This is a genomic window from Daejeonella sp., assembly GCF_036405355.1.
Lineage (GTDB): Bacteria > Bacteroidota > Bacteroidia > Sphingobacteriales > Sphingobacteriaceae > Daejeonella.
This window is the reverse complement of the sequence record NZ_DASWXT010000139.1, coordinates 43,686-60,364: the sequence shown is the minus strand read 5'-3', so window position 1 is coordinate 60,364 and position 16,679 is coordinate 43,686. Positions and strand designations below refer to the sequence as shown.

Sequence of the window (16,679 nt, the reverse complement as noted above, 5' to 3'; positions counted from 1 at the left end):
ATGCTAAATTCCTGATAGAAATGCTGAATAATCTTGGAGGTGAAGAAGTTCTTCTTGAAATGAGCAGCCCGAATCGTGCCGGATTATTAATGCCACAGACACATGATGAGCAGGAAGAAGTCCTGATGCTGGTTATGCCTGTGATGCTGAACAATTATGCATAGATTTCTGAACAGTTTTAAGTAAACACAAGCAGTTGTTTATTGTTTTAGCTAAATGGCCTGGTTCTTGAACCGGGCTATTTTGTTATAAAGCCTATTAGGCTTGATTGAAAACTAAAACATTGAATTATGAAAACATTAAATCAACTAAGTAAGTATCAATTTTCTGGTCTCTTAACCGGGCTTGTTATAGCCACAATGGTGCTAGGTTCCTGCAGTAAAGATGATAATGAGGTTATTATTGAGGGGCGGGCAAAGGTTATGATTGTAAATGCAGCCTCGGGTTCACCGGCTCAGGACTTTTACCTCGATAATTCGAAGGTAAATGCTGAAGCTGTTGCATATTCTCAAAGTACATCTTACATTTCAACCGATGCAGGTAATGGTAGAAAGGCTGAATTTAAGAACAACAGCAATGCAAGTGTAAACTTTACGGGGTATGTAGATTTGAATGCAAATGAAAATTACACCTTCTTTTATACTGGAAAAGCAGATGGATCAGGAAACAGCAGTGCGGTATTTAAGGATGAGCAGGCTAGTCCTTCTCCTAATAAGGCAAAGCTAAGATTTGTAAATCTGGCAGAGGGTTTGGCGAGTGCCAATTTAATGATTACAGGAGGATTGGTGTTCGCATCGAATGTGGCTTTTGGGACTGCCTCAAGTTTCTCTGAAGTTGATCCGGGTACATTTGCCTTGCAAACCGTTCTGGCAACCAGTACTTCAACTTCTGCCAATCTGGGCAGTTTTACCCTGCAGGCCGGGAAAATTTATACAATTTATACAAGCGGATCTTTAACCGGAAGTGCTCAAACAGCCATATCAGCAAAAATGTTGACGCATAATTAATCATACTTATGCAATTAAAATAGAAAACTCAGAGCCTTTGGCCTGAGTTTTCTATTTTTGTAAAAAACACAGATATACATTGGAAATTATTCAACAGCTTATTGACTTCATACTTCACATCGATAAGCATTTAATAGAAATCGTCCAGGATTATCAAACCTGGACATACCTGATACTTTTTCTCATCATTTTTGCCGAAACCGGTTTTGTTGTCACTCCATTTTTGCCGGGTGATTCTTTATTATTTGCCGCCGGAGCAATCATTGCAAAGCCTGAGAGCGGATTGAATATATTCCTGATGTGTTTCCTGCTGATTATTAGTGCAATTCTTGGAGATCTTGTAAACTATCATGTTGGAAATTATATTGGTCCGAAAGCTTTTAGCGGAAAAATCAAATTTCTTAAAAAGGAATATCTGGAGAAGACTCAGGCATTCTATGAAAAGCATGGTGGGAAGACCATTATTTATGCCCGATTTATACCAATTATAAGGACTTTTGCTCCTTTTGTGGCAGGAATCGGTACTATGAGTTATCTCAAATTTGCAACCTACAATATTACAGGTGGAGTGTTGTGGGTCACATCTTTTCTTTTTATCGGTTATTTCTTTGGCGGATTACCGGTCATAAAAGACAATTTCACCTATGTCATATTCGGAATTATCATTCTGTCCGTTTTGCCTCCTGTGATCGAATTGATCAGGGAAAAGCGAAAAAATAAAGTCTGAATTATTGATTAGTCTTTCTTCTGATACAGAAATGCCTGATTATGGTAAATTCTTTTATTATTCAATTTACATCATATTAAAACTTAAACACCTTGGAAATCATCAGCACCATTCTTGATTATATATTACATATTGATAAGCACCTGGTAAAGATTGTAAGTGATTACCGTACCTGGACCTACCTCATTATCTTCATGATCATTTTTGCTGAAACAGGTTTTGTTGTTACACCCTTTCTGCCAGGAGATTCACTTCTTTTCGCAGTAGGAGCACTTATTGCAAAAGGAGATACAGGCCTGAATATTTACACTATGGGTATGCTCTTAATTGTAGCAGCTATTACAGGAAATACTGTTAATTATACCTTAGGCAATTTTCTTGGGCCTAAAGTCTTTAAGCCCGGCAACAGGATACTTAAGCTGGAGTACTATGAAAAGACAAAGGATTATTTTAACAAAAAAGGCGGCAATATGTTGATATTCAGTAGGTTTATGCCTATTTTCAGAACTCTTGCCCCTTTTGTTGCCGGAGTAGGGAAAATGAAATTTGGCCCCTTTACGTATTATAATGTTGTAGGCGGGGTTCTATGGATCGTCAGTTTCCTAGGAATAGGATTTATCTTTGGGAATATCCCCCTTATCAAAGATAACTTTACCTATGTAATGCTGGTTATCATTGTTCTGACTATTATGCCTGCAGTAATTGCAGCCTTTAAGGCTAAGAACAGCATTGAAGGTGGTGGACTTTAGTTTTCGGATCGTCCAATAATACGGCCCTGACCGAATAGTTTTTCTGCCCGTTCTGCTGTCAGCTTTTCTTCTTCGCTGATTATCTTCTCCTGGAAGTTTTTGAGTTGAGGTTGTCCGGCATCTACCCAGGCAGAGAACCAGAAGCTTCCGGTCATTAGTACAGATGCACGCATCTGATCTTCTACCATCCCCTTTAAAGCTGTATGATAGGCTCTGGCATATTCCTTTGAATATTGTCTTTCGACTTTATCCTTTCGCTCACTGAATGAAAACTTCAGATCAGAAGCCATACTTTTATTGAGTCTGGCCTCGATCAAAAGGGTCGAATCCAGAAAGCTGTGACTGTTTCTTATAATTTTCCAGGCTTCTTTTAAGGGATTTTCCAGGTATTTTGCCGGACCAGTAATAAAATCGTATTCTGTTGAGAATAACTCAGGAAGCCGGCTTTCCCAGAATCCGTGAATCCCTGTCTGACCACTTAATTGCCCGTTATAATTTTCTGTGGTATGGAGGGGAACATGAGCATCCGAAACATAATGCCCCAAATCTGCCGAGAGTCGCAAGATCCTGATGGAATCACGTTCCCTGAAAGCTTTTACCAGTGAGTAATAGGTCCTTTCAATTTGCCAGGGGACGATGCCGTTTTCAATGAGCCGTTCAGCCGTAAATTTTGATTCTGCATCCGCCCATTTTTCAGGAATACTGTCGAATGGATCTTTGCCATAGCGGTCAGCATCAATAAAATGCCTGGGAGCCTCTGCGGTGTCTGAATAGCGGCGTTTGTCAGCATCAACTGCATGCTCTTTGATATACATGATGTTGTTTTTGTAAAAGCGGATCATATCACCCGGTAATATAAAAACCGCCATTCGATTGATGTTCTGGTGTGCAAAAAATCCCCAGGAGATACAGGATATCCAAACCACGAGGCACAAAAGTATAAGAATAGGTTTCTTCATCTCTAAGGGATGATGTGTTCGCAGCCTAATTTGAATTTTTTATTTTCTCAGGTTCTGATCAATTTATTAAACGGTCAGAATGTTTATTGAACGGTTTTTCAATAATTAAAATGAGCTTAATAAAGCTAATTTTTACGTTTTTTAATTCACTGAATCAGAAATCCTTCTTTTTTTAATTTATACTTTGTATTTTGAAATAATCGGCATATATTTGCAGTCCTTAAAAGAAGGACGGAATATTAAGCTTAAGAAATGGCAAATCATAAATCATCGATAAAAAGAATTAGATCAAACGCAGCTAAGCGTTTACGTAATCGCTATCAGGCGAAAACCACCAGATCCGCAATCAAAAGATTACGTATTACTACTGACAAGTCTGAAGCGACTCCGCTTCTGAGTAAAGTGATCTCAATGCTTGATCGTTTGGCTAAAAAGAACATCATCCACAAAAACAAAGCTTCTAATAATAAATCTAAACTGACAAAATTTGTTAACGGATTAAAATAGTCTTTGAAGATATTTGAAAAAGGGGTACCGTTTAATCAGTACCCCTTTTTTGTTTTATAGTGTTTCCATAAATTTAATTATGGAACCATATGACCATAAGATAAGCATCAAGGCCTGGGCAGAGGAAGACCGTCCGAGGGAGAAACTTTCAAATCAGGGCAGACGGAGTCTGAGTGATGCAGAGCTTATTGCTATTCTGATCGGATCTGGTAACGTGAATGAGAGTGCAGTAGAGCTTAGTAAACGTATTCTTTACTCCTGTGACTACGATCTGAACCAACTCGCCCGGCTTGGAATTGCCGACCTTTCGAGATTCAAAGGGATTGGAGAAGCTAAAGCCATTACCATTATTGCCGCCCTTGAGCTGGGTCGCCGCAGAAAGGATACAGTAAGTGCACAATTGGTTCAGGTTAGTACAAGCATAGATGTTTATCAATCCATAGCATCTCAATATAAAGATCTGAATCATGAAGAGTTCTGGATTCTGCTGCTGAACCGGGCCAACAGGATCATATCCAGGCATTTGGTTAGTAAGGGCGGTCAGGCCGGAACTATCGCTGATCCCAAAATAATTTTTAATATTGCGTTGGAGAATCATGCAGCTTCAGTTATTCTGACGCATAATCACCCCTCAGGGAATCTGAAACCCAGTCAGGCAGATCTCGAGCTTACGCGTAAATTAAAGTCGGCGGGGCAGTTTTTGGATATCCCTGTCCTCGATCATCTGATCATTACCGATCATGGTTTTCTTAGTTTTGCTGATGAGGGTCTGCTGGATTAATTCTTCTCATTCCCCATTTCCTATTCCCATATCTCAAATCTCCTATCTCATTTCTCATATCTCTTACTATCTTTGACCTTTATTTTTTTGAACATGAAGATTTCTTATAAGTGGCTGCAGCAATTCATTCAAACAAGCAAAACCCCGGAAGAATTATCCCTTATTCTGACCAATATCGGGTTAGAGGTGGAGAGTCTGGAGAAGGTTCAGACTGTTCCCGGCGGACTGGAAGGTTTGGTGATTGGTTATGTTAAAGAATGCACACAGCATCCTAATGCAGATCGGCTTAAAGTAACCAGGGTAGATGTTGGCCTTGGAGAGGATCTTCAGATCGTTTGCGGGGCAAATAATGTTGCTGCGGGACAAAAGGTGGTTGTCGCAACAGTAAATACAACAGTTCATCCGATTAGTGGTGAGCCTTTTAAAATTAATAAATCAAAAATCCGGGGAGAGGTTTCAGAAGGTATGATCTGTGCTGAGGATGAGATTGGTTTAGGTCATGATCATGACGGAATTATGGAACTGAATACCGATGCGATTATTGGGTCGGCAGCAAAAGATTACTTCAATCTTCAGGATGATTTTGTTTTCGAGATTGGATTAACGCCTAACAGAGCTGATGCAGCTTCCCATTTGGGCGTTGCACGTGATCTTGCAGCCTATCTTAAAATTCCGGTCATCATGCCTGATTTATCCGGATTTAAAGTGCAGAATCAGGATTTGAATATTGCAGTTATTGTTGAAGATCAGGATGCCAGTCCGCGTTACTCATCATTAAGCATCAGTGGAATAAGTGTCAAAGAATCGCCCGAATGGCTGAAAGATAAACTGAATGCCATTGGTGTTCGCCCTATAAATAATGTGGTTGACGTGACCAATTTTGTACTTCATGAACTCGGACAACCTTTGCATGCTTTTGATGCAGATGCAATTAGTGGAAACAAAGTTCTGGTTAAGAAATTAGCAGAAGGTACTGTATTCCGGACACTGGATGATGTTGATCGGAAATTATCTGCAGATGATCTGATGATTTGTAATGCTGAAGAGCCAATGTGTATTGCCGGAGTTTTTGGTGGAATATCCTCAGGGGTAAAACAATCTACAACAAAAATATTCCTGGAAAGTGCCTGGTTCAATCCGGTTTCGGTAAGAAAAACATCCAAACGACACGGATTAAAAACCGATGCATCTTTCAGATTTGAGCGGGGGACGGATCCGGATATGACAGTCACAGCCCTTAAACGTGCTGCTATTCTGATTCAGGAACTGGCCGGCGGACAAATATCTTCAGAAATATCAGATATTTATCCATCCCCGGCAAAACCATTCTCTTTGGAGATATCATTTAACAATGTGAGCCGTTTGATAGGAAAGACAATCCCAACCGATGAGATACGTGCTACTTTGTTGGGCTTAGGGATTAAAATCAGTTCAGAAGATTCTGAAGGATTGAAGCTGGAAGTTCCTGCTTATAAAGTTGATGTGACACGTGAGGTTGACATCATCGAGGAGATTCTGAGGATTCATGGATACGATAATGTAGAGATACCATCTCAGATCCGGGCATCGCTGAACACTACAATAAAGCCTGATAAGGAAGTTTTACAGAATCAGATTGCTGACCTATTGTCTGCAAATGGATTTTTTGAGATACTCAGTAATTCCCTGACTAAATTGAGCTATTCTGCCGAGCCTGAAAGGGCAGTCAGAATCTTGAATCCTCTGAGCAGTGATTTGGATGTTATGCGTCAGAATCTCCTGTTTTCCGGACTCGAAGCGATAGCCTATAACCAGAACCGAAGAAATTCTGATCTCAAATTTTATGAATTTGGTAAGGTATATAATCTTGATCAGGATGCTTACAAAGAGAACCAGCGACTTTCTGTTTTTCTAAGCGGTTCAAAAAATGCTGAAAGCTGGAATTCAAAATCCATTAATTCAGATTTTTATAATTTGAAGTCGGCGGTTGATCTGATTATTGGCAGATTAAATATTAAAGGATTAGCCAGCTCAGAAACAACAAATCCTGAACTTTCATCGGGAATCTCTTACCGTAAAGGGGAAAAGGTACTTGTTGAATTTGGTGCAGTTTCTAAAAAATCATTAAAAAAACTGGATGTAAGTTCAGAGGTATTTTATGCCGATTTTGATTGGGATTTAATTGTACGTTCAGTCAGAAACAATAAAATAAGCTATGCCGAGGTTTCGAAATTTCCTTCAGTCAGGAGGGATTTGTCTATGTTACTGAATAAGGACATTAGCTTCGAGCAACTAAAGCAGATTGCTCAGAAGACTGAAAGGGGCCTTTTGAAGGAAATTAATGTATTTGATGTGTATGTGGGGGATAAGCTTCCGGAAGGTAAAAAGTCGTATGCCCTTAGCTTCCTGCTACAGGATGAGGAAAAAACTTTAACAGACAAGCAAATTGACGCAATCATGCAGAAATTAATTCTTAATTTCGAGAAGCAGGCGGGAGCGGAGATAAGAAAGTAGGGATTGAGTTTAAAGCTAAAAGACTAAAGCTAAAAGGATTTAGTTATGATTGTGAGTCAGCTTTATTTAGATTGATTTTTCAGCCTGGCTGTGTAGTTTTATACTTGTAGAACTATCGTAGAAACTTATAAATAATACTTACAATTCAAATGACAGTTACAGATCAGCTTAGTAAGGTAATTGATAAAACCAGCAGGTTAATTGACCTTTGTGCTGCTTTGCAGGAGGAGAATGATTTATTGAAACTTGAGAATGATTCTTTAAAACTATCGCTCGAAAGCCGTGAAATAAAAAAAACTGAACTGGAGGAAAAGCTTCGTGTAATGACCCTGGCACGTTCTTTAGAGGGTATTCAGCCAACTGAATTGGGCTTGAGTGAAAAAACTCTTGACATAAAGCAAAAAATTACCGAATTTGTACGCGAAATAGATAAGTGTATTGTATTGCTAAAAAGGTAATACTTAGTGAACTAAGCTCAAATGGGAGAAATCTCCATAAAAATAAATATTGCTGACAGAGTTTACCCCTTAAAGGTAAATATTGAAGAAGAGGAAATAATTAGAAGGGCAGCCAAAGTAATAAATGACCGCATAAAAGAATATCAGGACAATTATGCGGTTCGGGATAAACAGGATTTGTTATCAATGTGCGTATTGCATTACGCTACAACTACGCTGAAAGCGGAACGGAAAGTAATGCATGAAGATACGGATGTAACAGAAAAAGTTCATCAACTGGATCAGCTGCTGACAGATTTTTTTTCTAAGTAATATCGTTCTTTTTAACATAGGGCAATAAAGATTTAACCGCAGTTAAATTTTTGAGTTTCACTATTTTAAGCTTAACAATTCAGTATTAGAAGAGTTAAAAGGTAGATCATTTGCTTGCACCTGATCATGACCAATACTCTAAACCTAATGAATGAAGCTTATACAGTACATGAGGCTTAAGATTTAGTTGCGGTTTTTTATTTAAACAGAAATTATGGACATAATACAAATAGTGCTCTACGTTTTACTTGGTCTGGGTGCGGGAATAGTAATCGGGCGCTTTCTTTTAAGGAAGTTATTCAGGAACCAGGAAATGGGTGCCCAGAATAAGGCAAAAAAGATTTTAAAGGATGCTGAAACCAATGCTGAAATCCTGAAAAAGGATAGACTCCTTGAAGCAAGGGAAAAATTTCTGCAAATGAAGGCAGAGCATGAGCAGGAGATCAACAGCAAGAACAATGCGATCAATCAGAGGGAGAATTCAATCAAGCAGAAAGAACAGTCCATTAATCAAAAACTGGATAATCTGACTAAGAAGGAGGAGGAATTAGCAGCAGTTAAAGGGAATCTGGAAAAGCAGATTGAACTGGCTAAAAAGAAGCAGGAGGATGTTGATGCTTTGAAAAATCAACACATTCAGCAAATGGAAGCTATTGCAGGCTTATCTGCAGAAGATGCTAAAAACCAACTGATTGATTCCCTGCGTGAAGAAGCCCGTACCCAGGCAATGATCCAGATCAAGGATATTGTAGATGAGGCCAAACTTACTGCGAACAAAGAAGCAAAAAAGGTAGTTATTCAGACCATTCAGCGTACAGCCACAGAAAGTGCAATTGAGAATACGGTTTCAATCTTTAATATCGAGAATGATGAGATAAAAGGTCGGGTTATCGGACGTGAAGGCCGTAACATTCGTGCGCTTGAAGCTGCTACTGGAATCGAAATTATCGTTGACGATACTCCAGAGGCAATTATCCTTTCCGGATTTGATCCTGTAAGACGTGAAATAGCCCGGCTTGCCCTGCATCGTCTGGTTACTGATGGTCGTATCCATCCTGCCCGGATCGAAGAAGTAGTTGCCAAAACGAAAAAACAGATCGAAGATGAGATTGTTGAAATAGGTGAGCGTACAGTGATTGACCTTGGTATCCATGGATTGCATCCCGAACTGATCAGAATGGTAGGCAGAATGCGCTATCGTTCATCTTACGGACAGAACCTTTTGCAGCACTCACGTGAGGTTGCTAATTTCTGTGCAACAATGGCAGCAGAACTTGGTCTGAATGTGAAAATGGCTAAGCGGGCCGGATTGCTGCATGATATAGGTAAGGTTCCTGATGATAACCCTGAATTGCCGCACGCGATTTTAGGAATGCAGCTGGCCGAGAAATATAAGGAACATCCTGAAGTTTGTAATGCGATAGGTGCTCACCACGATGAAGTTGAAATGACCTCGATGATCTCTCCGATTATTCAGGCTTGTGATGCGATTTCAGGTGCAAGGCCGGGAGCGAGAAGGGAAGTGGTAGAAAGTTATATCAGACGTCTGAAAGAACTTGAGTCGCTTGCATTATCTTATCCTGGTGTTGAAAAAACTTTTGCAATCCAGGCGGGAAGAGAACTGCGGGTAGTGGTTGAAAGTGAACGAATCAGTGATGCGGCGGCAGAGATTTTAGCTGCTGATATTTCAAACCGAATCCAAACAGAAATGACTTATCCGGGACAGATCAAAGTGACTGTTATTCGTGAAACACGTTCTGTTGCTTACGCAAAGTAGTTGTAATTAATAAAAAGTAGTTGTAAGTAATAAGTTGTAAGTTGTTCGTAAAACTTATAACTTACTACTTATAACTCCAATGGATATGCAAAAACAAACTCAGCCCCGGAAGGTGGATATCTACTTTGATAAGTATTCGGAGAGTCATCAGAATCATACCAATGAAATTATTCACTGGATCTGTGTTCCTCTGATTGTATTCAGCCTCTTTGGTTTAATATGGGCAATTCCATTTCCACACCTCGAATTTCTTGGCAGATACAACGGCTATGTGAACTTTGCGTCTTTTTTAATTGCCTTTTCGATCTATTTTTATTACAAGCTTTCTCCTGTACTATCTTATGCGATGCTGCTCATCATCATGATCTTCTCTGCCGGCATTGTGAGCCTCGAGAAACTGGAAAAGAATTCAGGCTGGCCTGAAATGTGGCAGGTATGTCTGGCAATATTTGTGCTCGCCTGGATCGGACAATTCATCGGCCATAAAATTGAAGGTAAAAAGCCCTCTTTTTTTGATGATCTGAAATTCCTACTCATCGGACCAATATGGCTGCTTCATTTCATTTTTAAGAAAGCAGGCATTCCCTATTAACCATTTTCTATTCCCAATTTCCCACCCGATAGCTATCGGATCCCCATTCCCCAAAATCAACAACATCCACCTCCAGGTGTGCAACATGCAGTTTTCGTATTTTCTTTCAACTGTTCAGCCGGTATGCCACATTTATCCTGTGCAAGACAGTTTGTTTGCTTCGACAAAAGCACAAAATTGCTGCCTTTAAATCCAAGTTCATATTTTCCGATGGTTTCACTCTGATATTCAACCTCGATCTCGAGATCCTCCATTCCCAATACTTTTTCGGAAAGTGCAATGATATTTAATAACTTTTGCGGCTTTAACCGGTGGTCAAAATCGTTGGCATCCCATAATTGAAAATTAGCCACCTTTTCATTCCTGACCGTACCTCCGCAGTCAATAAAATTTTTGCTAATAATTCCAACTTCGGTAACATGGAAGTGTTCTGGTACAAAGTCCCCGTTTTCAAGTTCAAATGTGACAGTTTCAACTTTGCTTAAATGCTCTTTAATTTCTGATAGTTTCATCGCTCTTGTGTTAAATGTTCAGTAAATTATTATATCGCAATATTACGATTAATATTTGACATTTTAAAATTTATTCTGAAAAATCGACTCGATGAGAGGATTAACAGGGTTTGGGCTTTTGTACTTAACATTCAATTAACATACTTAACACAAAATTGATCTATTGGTTAATCAGGGTTAATGTAAAAGCAATCATGAGTTAACACTGCGGTAATACTTTTGTAGAAATTAAAACGCAACAAAGTGAAACACAACGTTATTGTTAGAATCTTAAGCATCAGTCTACTATTAATTTTAGGTACGCTAACTACTTTTAGTCAGCAGGCAGGAAAAATTTCAGGTAGAGTAACTGATTCGAAATCCGGTGAAACATTAATTGGTCTGACAGTTAAAATTACCGGAGCCACATTAGGGGCATCTACAGATATTGAAGGCAGATATACTCTGGGGAATCTTAACCCTGGTAAATATAGTCTGAGCTTCTCTTATATAGGATATCAGGCAAAGAATATTACTGATATTGAAGTACTGGCAGGTAAAACTACAACTCTTGATGTGATTATGGAAGAGGCTAGTTCTCTTGCACTTGAAGAAGTGGTTATTACTGCAACAGTAAGGCAGGAAAGCATTAGTGCATTATATGCGCAGCAAAAGAATAGTATTAGTATTTCCAGTGGTATTACCTCTGAACTGATCAGAAGAACTCCCGATCGTAATACTTCAGAGGTATTGAAGCGTGTGAGTGGTGCAAGTATTCAGGATAATAAATTTGTGATTATCAGGGGGCTTGCCGACAGGTATAATTCATCTATTTTAAATAATGCTGTATTACCTTCATCAGAGCCCGACAGAAAGGCTTTTTCATTTGATATCATTCCTGCAAATTTAATTGACAGGATTGTGGTAAATAAAACAGCTTCTGCTGATCTTCCCGGAGATTTTGCTGGAGGAGTGATTCAGGTAATCACCCGTGATGTTCCTGAGGAGAACTTCCTGAATGCATCGGTTAGTTTTGGGTACAATAATCAGTCAACTTTTAAAGACTTTACGTCAAATGCCAGAAATAAATATGATTTTCTTGGCTTTGATGATGGCAGTCGTAAGCTTCCGGCAGGTTTTCCGGGTTCATTCCAGGCTTATAACCCTTTGTCAAATGCAGATAAGGCAAAATATTCAGCGCAGGTAAAGAATTCTTATGCTGAGGTTAGTCCAATGGCTATTCCTTCTCAAAACCACCAGCTAACCTGGGGTAAGAGAAAGGAACTTAAAAATGGTGGATCTTTTGGTAATGTAGTTTCCCTGAGTTATCGGAATTCTCAAAACAGGGCTTTCGCAGAAAGAAAGGATTACGAATTTTCAGGCACGCCTTTTTATGAGTACTCCGAAAATATTTCAAAGTTTAGCAGCAATCTTGGCGTACTTGCGAACCTTGCCTACATCAAAGGCGGAAATAAGATTGCCTTTAAGAATATGTACAATCGCTCTTTCGAAGATAATTATACTTCAAGAACCGGTTTTACAACTGATAATATTCAGGATGTTCGTCTTAATGTTTCAGATCTGACAACTAAAAGCCTTTTGAATTCTCAATTGGAAGGAGAGCATCAATTAGGTAAGAAGCAATTCAAATTAACCTGGAATTTAAATTATGCACGGGTTGAGCGGGATCAGCCTGATCAACGTTCTATGGATTACCGCCGTTCACTGGGAACGCAGGAGCCATTCCGTTTGATCGATAGAAATACCAGAAGGTTATTTTCTAATCTTGAGGAGGATACCTATGGTGCTCAGGCTGCTATTTCGATCCCTGTAAAGTTATTCGAACAGCAATCAACTGTTAAAGTTGGTGTGTTAAAGCAATACAAGCAACGTGATTTTGGTGCGCGTATCTTCAATTATCAATTCGTAGGACCTTCAGTTTTCGAAAAATCGTACACCAGTTTGCCAAAAGAAGAGATTTTTGCACCGGCAAATATTAGTGAAAACGGATTCGTTTTAAGTGAATTTTCGAACAATACAGATAGTTACGATGCCAATTCAGACCTTAATGCAGGTTTTCTGATGATGGATAATAAGTTTGGAGAAAAATTCAGAATATCTTATGGCGCCCGTTTCGAACAGTTTGCCCAAACTTTAAATGCCATTGATTTTTCAGGGCAGGCAATTGCGGCGAAGCAGGATAATTTCGATGTACTTCCTTCTGCAAATTTAACTTACAGCCTAAATGCAAAATCAAATATCCGCTTATCAGGATCTCAGACTGTTTCAAGGCCTGAATTCAGAGAGTTAGCCTTATTTAACTATTATGACTTTATCAGTCAGACTTCAGTGACCGGAAATCCTAATCTGAAACGTGCGAAGATTTTTAATGGGGATCTGAGATATGAGTTATATCCGTCTGCTGGCGAAACATTTACTGTTTCAGCCTTCTACAAAAATTTCAATGATCCAATTGAGCAGCGGGTAAATTCAAACTCTACACCAGTTGTCAGAGGAATCAATTACCTGAATGCAGATCAGGCAACATCTCTGGGCCTTGAACTGGATGTTCGGAAGAAATTATCATTCCTGGGAGACAAAGCATGGTTAAATAATCTGACAGCGTTTGCAAATGCTTCTTATATCGACTCAAAAGTTAAAGGGGTAGGAATCGATCGTCCACTACAGGGTCAATCTCCTTATCTTGTTAATGCCGGTTTGCAATATTTCTCACCTAAAACAGCGCTTACTTTCACTTCGGTTTATAACCGTATCGGTCAAAGAATTTTCCTTGTAGGTTATCAGGGCTATCCGGATATCTATGAAAATGCGAGAGATGTACTTGATTTCCAGGTTAGTAAAAGAGTCCTCAAATCTCAGGCGGAGATTAAGCTTAACATAGGGGATATTCTGAATCAAAGCACTGTGTTTTACCAGAATAGTACCGGAAATTCTAAAATGGCATATGAAGGAGCGGCAGTCGACAGACTGATCAATTCATCCAGGTTAGGATCTAATGTATCCCTGTCATTTTCATACAACCTCGGACTTGGTAATAACAAGAAGTAAATTTTGTTAGACAAATTAATATAGACTTAAAACTGAGCTAACATTCCGATCCTAATTTTGTAATAAATAAAAAGATAATAATATGAAATCATTGAAATTTAAGACTTTAGTTCTGGCAGTAGCTGTTCTAGCTGCTTCCTGCCAAAAGAGTTCTAATACTGATCCTATTGTAGATCCTAATGCAAAACAAACATTGACCTTGCAAAATGGAGCAGTTATTTCCGGTGTTTACAAGAATACAATTTTAAACGTACCAGAAGGTAATTTTACTTTGAAAGGTTACGTTTATTTTGAAGATGGAAGTGAAATTAACATTGCTGCAGGTGCAACTATAAAAAGTGATGTTTCTGATAAAGGAGCCTTAATTATTGAAAGGGGTGCTAAGATCAATGCAATGGGTACTGCTGCAAAACCAATTGTGTTCACCTCAGGTAAAGCTGTTGGACAACGTAATCCAGGAGATTGGGGCGGTATCATCATCTTAGGAAAAGCAAAGACCAATCGGTCTACTGAACCAACGATAGAAGGTGGTGTTGGTAAGAATTTTGGTGGTACTGTTGATAATGACAATTCCGGAACTTTGAAATATGTGCGTATTGAATTCGCGGGTATTGCTTCACAACCAAACTCTGAGATCAATGGTCTGACTTTGGGTGGTGTAGGTTCTGGTACTACGATCGAGTACGTTCAGGTTGCCTATGGTAATGATGATGCATTCGAGATATTTGGTGGAACTGTAAATGCAAAATATTTAGTAGCATATGCTACTGCTGATGATGATTTTGATTTTGATTTCGGATATTCAGGAAGAATTCAGTTTGGAGTTGCATTGAGAGACCCATCGGTAGTTGATCCGGGAGATGCAGGTAATGGTATCGAGTGTGATAATGACGGAACAGGTACAAATGCAACACCAGCAACCCGTCCGGTACTTTCTAACTTCACTTTTGTTGGGCCTAATGTTGATAATACAGCATCAAAGAACCATAACTATGCAAATCGTTTCAGAAGAGCTACGAATTTTGTGTTGAACAACTCAGTATTAATTGGCTGGATGAAAGGTGGTTTATCTTTAGAGTCTGATGCTACTTATAATAGCCTGGTAGGTACTACCACAACCTCAGAATTCAAAAACAATTTGCTGCATGCAAATGCTTCGACCTACAGAATCGGATCAGTAACTGTTGCCGGTGCAACTGCTGATGCTGTAAAAACTAAAGCTGAAGGAAGTGCGACTGTCACTCTTGCTGCAGCTGCTGATGCTAAACTTACAGATCCTTTTAACTTAACATCACCAAACTTGCTTCCTGCTTCTGGTTCACCAGCATTAACAGGAGCTGCATTTGCCGGTGATCTTACAAATACATTCTTTACCAGTACTACTTATCGCGGTGCATTTAGCACTACTAACTGGATGGCCGGATGGACAAACTTTAACTTTACAAAAGGCGCTAACGGATATTAATATTCCCTGAGCTGAGATAAATAAAAATACCCGCAATTAGCGGGTATTTTTATTTATAGAATTCCTGTTGGATTATTTACCTTCCGAAGGATTATACTGATAGACAACCTCGTAGTTCAGACCTTCCAGATTTGCAGCAATTTGCCCGATCCTTAAGTCCCTGTCCTGGGGAGTAGGTTCGCAAACCGAATATTTCTGGCCTTTATAGATAATTGATTTACCCTGTGCTTTGTCGAACTGTACTGCCATGCTGATATGCGTAGGATACAGTAGTGCAATCATTGGGAGGTTATATATTTCCTTAACAAGGTAGAAGAATAGGGCTGCACGATCATCACAATCGCTATACTTTGAGAATAAGGTTTGTTCAGGTGAAAGACGTTTCTCTTTTCCAAAATTGTTCTCATCTGTCTGATATAAAAAAGCATATCTTGTAAACCGCATCAGATAATCAACCCCTTTTTTCTGATTCATTCCTTCAATATTTTTCTTCAACATCGGGATCAGGGAGTGGTAGGTTTCACGGCTTAATGGGATATTGAAATATGATTCAAAATCAACTCCGGGATAGTTCTTAAAGATGTTTTCAACTTCCGGGTTTAATTTCACCTGGAAGTGATAGGGCCTGGACCGGTAGCTGAATTGAATTTCCTTTTCATTATAAGATTCCGGCTTAAAATCGGGCATTCGGGTTACCTTATACGAAAATGCATTTTTAGCTTCAGGAATATCCACATTTACAGGGTAAACCTTGTCTTTTTCGAAATCAATTTTACCATAATCATGGTAATTGAGGCACATATATTTGTTACCCTCTATGCTGAAAAAGGGAATATCATTAATGTTTTCATCGTTTCTGACATAGAATATAATACGATTATTTCCAATGGACAACCTGGCATCATAGCCTGATTTGCTTAATAAAAACCATTTATACAGCGTATATCGATGATAATTTTCAGCCTTAGGACTTATTAATTGAGCAGTTTTACGGATGAGCTGATAATAGATCCAGTCGTTTAACTGATGCTTTTCCTTATAAGCAAGCAAAGAATTCAGTAAGGGTTGATATTTGCTCTGGTCCAATTTATGGTAAAAACTCTGAACTGCAGTTGAAGAAAGGGGGCCTGAAAAATCAATTTCTGATCCTGGATCTAATTCGAAATTGAAAGTTCCGCTGTAGAATTCAAAGCTGAAATTATTGGCCAGAGCCCTGCCAGACGATACAATCAGGAAGAGTATCAGGAGCAGTTTAAAGCTTAATTTAACAGCAGAGGAATTCATTTAGTAAT

Annotated in this window: 15 protein-coding genes and 1 pseudogene; 13 read left to right on the top strand and 3 right to left on the bottom strand. The window is 39.0% G+C overall.

Going from position 1 to position 16,679, the window contains the following annotated elements; all coding sequences use genetic code 11:
* The 4 genes and pseudogenes from VGE44_RS17540 to VGE44_RS17525 all read left to right on the top strand — a co-directional run.
* Positions 1-164, top strand: a pseudogene (locus VGE44_RS17540) (DNA polymerase III subunit beta); the annotation flags it as partial.
* A 126-nt stretch (positions 165-290) separates the two neighbouring features.
* Complete coding sequence (locus VGE44_RS17535; RefSeq protein WP_331081582.1) at positions 291-1,007, top strand: DUF4397 domain-containing protein; 717 nt, start codon at positions 291-293, stop codon at positions 1,005-1,007.
* Positions 1,008-1,086: 79 nt separating this feature from the next.
* Positions 1,087-1,734: a DedA family protein gene (locus VGE44_RS17530; RefSeq protein WP_331081580.1), complete on the top strand. Its 648-nt coding sequence runs from the start codon at positions 1,087-1,089 to the stop codon at positions 1,732-1,734.
* Positions 1,735-1,826: 92 nt separating this feature from the next.
* Positions 1,827-2,483, top strand: a complete 657-nt coding sequence (locus tag VGE44_RS17525) for a DedA family protein (protein WP_331081578.1) — start codon at positions 1,827-1,829, stop codon at positions 2,481-2,483.
* Here the strand turns inward: VGE44_RS17525 and VGE44_RS17520 are convergent.
* Positions 2,480-3,442, bottom strand: a complete 963-nt coding sequence (locus tag VGE44_RS17520) for a zinc dependent phospholipase C family protein (protein ID WP_331081576.1) — start codon at positions 3,440-3,442, stop codon at positions 2,480-2,482. The genes VGE44_RS17525 and VGE44_RS17520 overlap by 4 nt on opposite strands.
* 252 nt (positions 3,443-3,694) lie before the next feature.
* Between VGE44_RS17520 and rpsT the strand changes: the two genes are divergently transcribed.
* The 7 genes from rpsT (at position 3,695) to VGE44_RS17485 (ending at position 10,362) form a co-directional block, all read left to right on the top strand.
* Positions 3,695-3,949, top strand: coding sequence for a 30S ribosomal protein S20 (gene rpsT, locus VGE44_RS17515; protein WP_305365718.1), 255 nt, complete (start codon positions 3,695-3,697; stop codon positions 3,947-3,949).
* Positions 3,950-4,028: 79 nt separating this feature from the next.
* The gene (radC, locus tag VGE44_RS17510; protein WP_331081574.1) at positions 4,029-4,730 is read left to right on the top strand and encodes a RadC family protein; all 702 of its coding nucleotides are present in this window, start codon (positions 4,029-4,031) and stop codon (positions 4,728-4,730) included.
* Positions 4,731-4,823: 93 nt separating this feature from the next.
* Positions 4,824-7,223 carry a phenylalanine--tRNA ligase subunit beta gene (gene pheT / locus VGE44_RS17505; RefSeq protein WP_331081572.1) on the top strand — a complete coding sequence of 800 codons (2,400 nt, stop codon included), beginning with the start codon at positions 4,824-4,826 and terminating at the stop codon, positions 7,221-7,223.
* A 149-nt stretch (positions 7,224-7,372) separates the two neighbouring features.
* On the top strand, positions 7,373-7,681 hold the full coding sequence (locus VGE44_RS17500; RefSeq protein ID WP_331081570.1) for a hypothetical protein: 309 nt from the start codon (positions 7,373-7,375) through the stop codon (positions 7,679-7,681).
* Between the two features lie 21 nt (positions 7,682-7,702).
* A complete protein-coding gene (locus VGE44_RS17495; protein WP_324485546.1) occupies positions 7,703-7,993 on the top strand; it encodes a cell division protein ZapA in 291 nt (96 codons plus the stop codon).
* A gap of 214 nt (positions 7,994-8,207) precedes the next feature.
* A complete protein-coding gene (gene rny / locus VGE44_RS17490; protein WP_331081567.1) occupies positions 8,208-9,770 on the top strand; it encodes a ribonuclease Y in 1,563 nt (520 codons plus the stop codon).
* A gap of 79 nt (positions 9,771-9,849) precedes the next feature.
* Entirely contained in the window at positions 9,850-10,362 is a 513-nt protein-coding gene (locus VGE44_RS17485; RefSeq protein WP_414649347.1) for a DUF962 domain-containing protein, read from the top strand.
* A 56-nt stretch (positions 10,363-10,418) separates the two neighbouring features.
* Here the strand turns inward: VGE44_RS17485 and VGE44_RS17480 are convergent, their stop codons facing one another.
* Positions 10,419-10,874: a DUF6428 family protein gene (locus VGE44_RS17480; RefSeq protein WP_331081563.1), complete on the bottom strand. Its 456-nt coding sequence runs from the start codon at positions 10,872-10,874 to the stop codon at positions 10,419-10,421.
* 243 nt (positions 10,875-11,117) lie between these two features.
* Between VGE44_RS17480 and VGE44_RS17475 the strand changes: the two genes are divergently transcribed.
* A complete protein-coding gene (locus tag VGE44_RS17475; RefSeq protein ID WP_331081561.1) occupies positions 11,118-13,922 on the top strand; it encodes a TonB-dependent receptor in 2,805 nt (934 codons plus the stop codon).
* 82 nt (positions 13,923-14,004) lie between these two features.
* A complete protein-coding gene (locus tag VGE44_RS17470; RefSeq protein ID WP_331081559.1) occupies positions 14,005-15,387 on the top strand; it encodes a hypothetical protein in 1,383 nt (460 codons plus the stop codon).
* Between the two features lie 72 nt (positions 15,388-15,459).
* Here the strand turns inward: VGE44_RS17470 and VGE44_RS17465 are convergent, their stop codons facing one another.
* Entirely contained in the window at positions 15,460-16,671 is a 1,212-nt protein-coding gene (locus VGE44_RS17465; protein WP_331081557.1) for a hypothetical protein, read from the bottom strand.
* Positions 16,672-16,679: the final 8 nt, after the last annotated feature.

Excerpts from the sequence above, each read along its gene's own strand:
- VGE44_RS17535 (WP_331081582.1), top strand. The coding sequence starts at position 291 with ATGAAAACATTAAATCAACTAAGTAAGTATCAATTTTCTGGTCTCTTA.
- VGE44_RS17520 (WP_331081576.1), bottom strand. The coding sequence starts at position 3,442 with ATGAAGAAACCTATTCTTATACTTTTGTGCCTCGTGGTTTGGATATCC.
- rpsT (WP_305365718.1), top strand. The coding sequence starts at position 3,695 with ATGGCAAATCATAAATCATCGATAAAAAGAATTAGATCAAACGCAGCT.
- radC (WP_331081574.1), top strand. The coding sequence starts at position 4,029 with ATGGAACCATATGACCATAAGATAAGCATCAAGGCCTGGGCAGAGGAA.
- pheT (WP_331081572.1), top strand. The coding sequence starts at position 4,824 with ATGAAGATTTCTTATAAGTGGCTGCAGCAATTCATTCAAACAAGCAAA.
- VGE44_RS17500 (WP_331081570.1), top strand. The coding sequence starts at position 7,373 with ATGACAGTTACAGATCAGCTTAGTAAGGTAATTGATAAAACCAGCAGG.
- VGE44_RS17495 (WP_324485546.1), top strand. The coding sequence starts at position 7,703 with ATGGGAGAAATCTCCATAAAAATAAATATTGCTGACAGAGTTTACCCC.
- rny (WP_331081567.1), top strand. The coding sequence starts at position 8,208 with ATGGACATAATACAAATAGTGCTCTACGTTTTACTTGGTCTGGGTGCG.
- VGE44_RS17485 (WP_414649347.1), top strand. The coding sequence starts at position 9,850 with ATGGATATGCAAAAACAAACTCAGCCCCGGAAGGTGGATATCTACTTT.
- VGE44_RS17480 (WP_331081563.1), bottom strand. The coding sequence starts at position 10,874 with ATGAAACTATCAGAAATTAAAGAGCATTTAAGCAAAGTTGAAACTGTC.
- VGE44_RS17470 (WP_331081559.1), top strand. The coding sequence starts at position 14,005 with ATGAAATCATTGAAATTTAAGACTTTAGTTCTGGCAGTAGCTGTTCTA.
- VGE44_RS17465 (WP_331081557.1), bottom strand. The coding sequence starts at position 16,671 with ATGAATTCCTCTGCTGTTAAATTAAGCTTTAAACTGCTCCTGATACTC.